The sequence below is a fragment of the Kitasatospora sp. NPDC057512 genome (assembly GCF_042802135.1).
Classification (GTDB): domain Bacteria; phylum Actinomycetota; class Actinomycetes; order Streptomycetales; family Streptomycetaceae; genus Kitasatospora.
The window spans coordinates 1-3,403 of record NZ_JBHVET010000834.1 but is presented as its reverse complement, the minus strand read 5'-3'; the positions used below and the strand labels follow the sequence as shown (position 1 = coordinate 3,403).

The 3,403-nt window shown below is 74.8% G+C and carries 2 protein-coding genes; both read left to right on the top strand.

Annotation, left to right across the window (positions count from 1 at the left end; all coding sequences use genetic code 11):
- The first annotated feature begins 117 nt into the window (after window positions 1-117).
- Window positions 118-735, top strand: a complete 618-nt coding sequence (locus ACFU6K_RS34485; protein ID WP_380669864.1) for a TetR/AcrR family transcriptional regulator — start codon at window positions 118-120, stop codon at window positions 733-735.
- Window positions 736-886: 151 nt separating this feature from the next.
- Entirely contained in the window at window positions 887-3,364 is a 2,478-nt protein-coding gene (locus ACFU6K_RS34480; RefSeq protein WP_380669862.1) for a SpoIIE family protein phosphatase, read from the top strand.
- Window positions 3,365-3,403: the final 39 nt, after the last annotated feature.

Sequence of the window (3,403 nt, the reverse complement as noted above, 5' to 3'; positions counted from 1 at the left end):
CTGACCGGCCGGGGCCGCCCCGGCGGCCGGGGACCGGGGCGCGTCTGTGAGGATCGTCCCGCCGCGCCCCGACCGGGAGCCGCCGCGCCCCGACCGGAACAGGAACCGCCCGCCGCCATGACCAGCCACGCCGCCCGCACCCCGCAGCAGGACCGCAGCCGAGCGACCAGGGCCCGGCTGCTCGCGGCGGCCGTGGACTGCCTGGCCGAACTCGGCTGGCACGGCTCCACCGTCACCGTCGTCGCCGAACGGGCCGGGGTCTCCCGGGGCGCGGCCCAGCACCACTTCCCGACCCGCGAGGACCTGTTCACCGCGGCCGTCGAGCACGTCACCGCCGAGCGGCTGGCAGCCGTCCGCGCCCACGCGGACGAGCTGCCGACCGCCGGCCCCGACCGCACCGGGGCCGTGGTCGACATGATCGTGCGCCTCTACACCGGCCCGCTGTTCCGCGCCGCCCTGCACCTGTGGACCGCCGCCGCCACCGAGGAGGCGCTGCGCGAACGGATCATCGCCCTGGAGGGCCACGTCGGCCGGGAGGCCCACCGGGCCGCCGTCGAGTTCCTGGACGCCGACGAGAGCCGCCCCGGGGTGCGCGAATCCGTGCAGGCCACGCTGGACCTCGCCCGCGGACTGGGCCTCGCCAACCTGCTCACCGACGACAGCCACCGACGTTCCGGCGTGATCCGGCAGTGGGCGGGCGTTCTGGAGAGTACGCTGCGGCCGGTACGCCCATGACGCCCGTACACCCGGAGCGACCGGACGCCCCCTGACCAAAGGGGTCGCCGGGCGGCCGATGTCCGTGCAGTCTGGAGAAGAATCCCGGCCGGCACCGACCGCGAGGCCCGTCCGGCCGGGGCAACGAGCCGAACCGGGGTGCTGCCTGATCATGCACGGACACGAGTGGGACGCGACCGCCGCCGACCCGGCACCGGGCGGCACCCCGGTACGTCCCGAGGGCGCGAACCCCGAAGGCCACCGGCTCGTCCCGCTCGCGACGGCGCTGCTCCAGGACGACGGACTGATCCTGCACTGGAGCGAGGACGCCGAGGCCCTGCTCGGCTACTCCGCGGAGGAGGCCGTCGGCAGCTACGCCGCCCAACTGCTCACCGACGGGTCCGACCGCTCCGAGGTGCTCGGCCTCTTCCAGCGGATCATGACCGGCAGCGGCTGGTCCGGCGTCTTCCCGGTGCGCCACCGCGACGGCCACAAGGTCGAGCTGGAGTTCCGCACCTACCCGATCGCCGGCCCGGCCGGCACCCTGCTGCTGCTCGCCACCGCCTCCGACACCCGCGCCCTGCACGCCGTCGAGGCCGACCTCGCGGTGCTGGACGGCATCTTCGGCCGCTCGCCGATCGGCATGGCCGTCTACGACACCGGGCTGCGCTACATCCGGATCAACGAGGCACTGGCCCGGATGAACGGGGTGCCCGTCGCCGCCCACCTCGGCCGCCGGATATCCGCCGTCCTGCCCGGCATCAACAGCGCCGAGATCGAGCAGATCATGCGCCAGGTGCTCAAGACCGGCAAGCCCGTGGTCGACGCCCGCTCGCACGGCCGGGTCCCCGGCGACCCCCGGCGGGACCGCGCCTGGTCCGCCTCCTACTTCCGGCTGGAGGACTCCACCGGCCGGATCTTCGGGGTCTGTTCCTCGATCATCGACGTCACCGAGCGCTTCCAGGCCGAGGCCCGCGCCGCCCGGGCCCAGGAACGGCTCGCCACCATCGCCGAGGCGACCGCCCGGATCGGCACCACCCTCGACCTCCAGCGCACCGCCGAGGAGCTCATCGAGGCCGTCGTCCCCCGGTTCGCCGACTTCGCCACCGTCGACCTGCTGGAGCCGGTGCTGCGCGGCGCCGAGCCCACCGCGATCCCCTCCGACCGGAACGTCACGCTGCGCGCCGTCGCCGTCGGGGAGTCCTACGAGAGCGGCCTCGCCCACGCCGTGGACGTGGTCGGCGAGACCTCCGAGTACGCCCCCGACCGCAGCTACACCCAGTGCCTGCGCAGCGGGAAGCCGCTGCTGCGCACCCACGTGGACGAGGACGTGCTGCGCGGGCTGGTCTCCAGCGAGGACCGGGTGGCCCCCGGCATGGCGGCGGGCATCCACTCGTACCTGATGGTGCCGATCACCGCCCGGGGCATGGTGCTCGGCGGCTCCGAGTTCATCCGGATGCGCAACCCCGAGCCGTTCACCGCCGCCGACGTCGCCCTCGCCGAGGAACTCGTCGCCCGCACCGCGCTGGCCCTCGACAACGCCCGGCTCTACCGCCGCGAGCGGGAGACCGCCCTCACCCTCCAGCGCAGCCTGCTGCCGCAGGAGGTGCACCGCACCCTCGGCCTGGAGATCGCCTACCGCTACCTGCCCAGCAGCGTGGTCAGCGAGGTCGGCGGCGACTGGTTCGACGTGGTGCCGCTGTCCTGCGGGCGGGTCGCCCTGGTGGTCGGCGACGTGATGGGCCACGGCATCCGGGCCGCCGCCACCATGGGCCAGCTGCGCACCGTCGCCCGGACCCTCGCCACCCTCGACATGCCGCCGGAGCAGGTCCTCACCCGGCTGGACGAGACCGCCTCGGGAATCGGCGAGGGCCAGTTCGCCACCTGCATCTGCGCGGTGTACGACCCGCTGGAGCGCACCGTCCAGGTCGCCTCGGCCGGGCACCTGCCGCCGGTCCGGGTCGCCCCCGACGGCACCGCCGCCAGGGTGGACGTGCCGCCCGGGGTGCCGCTGGGCGTCGGCGGGGTCGCCTTCGAGTCGATCGAGTTCACCATCCCCGAGGGCGGCATGGTCACGCTCTACACCGACGGCCTGGTCGAGCGGCGCGGCCAGGACCTGGACGCCGGGATCGACCGGCTCGCCCGCACCCTGTCCGGCCCCGGCCGGACCCTGGAGGAGAACTGCGACGCCGTCCTCGCGGCGCTGGTCACCGACGGCACCGAGGACGACATCGCGATGATCATGGCCCGGGTGCTCCCGCTGCCCGCCGACCGGGTCGCCACCCTGCCGCTGTCCGGCGGCGGCCGGCTGCCCGGCAGGGCCCGCCGCTTCACCCGCGCCACCCTGGAGGCCTGGGGCCTGACCGCGCTCACCGACTACGCCGAGCTGCTGGTCAGCGAGCTGGTCACGAACGCCCTGCTGCACGCCGACGCCCCGCGCCGGCTGCGGCTGTTCCGCGACCGGGTGCTCACCCTGGAGGTCTCCGACGCCGGCGGCCAGACCCCGCAGCTGCGCCCGTTCGCCGAACAGGACGAGGGCGGGCGCGGGATGTTCCTGGTCAGCGAGCTGGCCCAGCGCTGGGGCAGCCGGCTCACCCGGGACGGCAAGGTGGTCTGGGCCGAGCTGGAGCTGCCCTTCGGGGTCTCGTAGGTCCCGTAGGTCTCGTAGGGAACGAGGGTTCCGCACACG

Excerpts from the sequence above, each read along its gene's own strand:
- ACFU6K_RS34485 (WP_380669864.1), top strand. The coding sequence starts at position 118 with ATGACCAGCCACGCCGCCCGCACCCCGCAGCAGGACCGCAGCCGAGCG.
- ACFU6K_RS34480 (WP_380669862.1), top strand. The coding sequence starts at position 887 with ATGCACGGACACGAGTGGGACGCGACCGCCGCCGACCCGGCACCGGGC.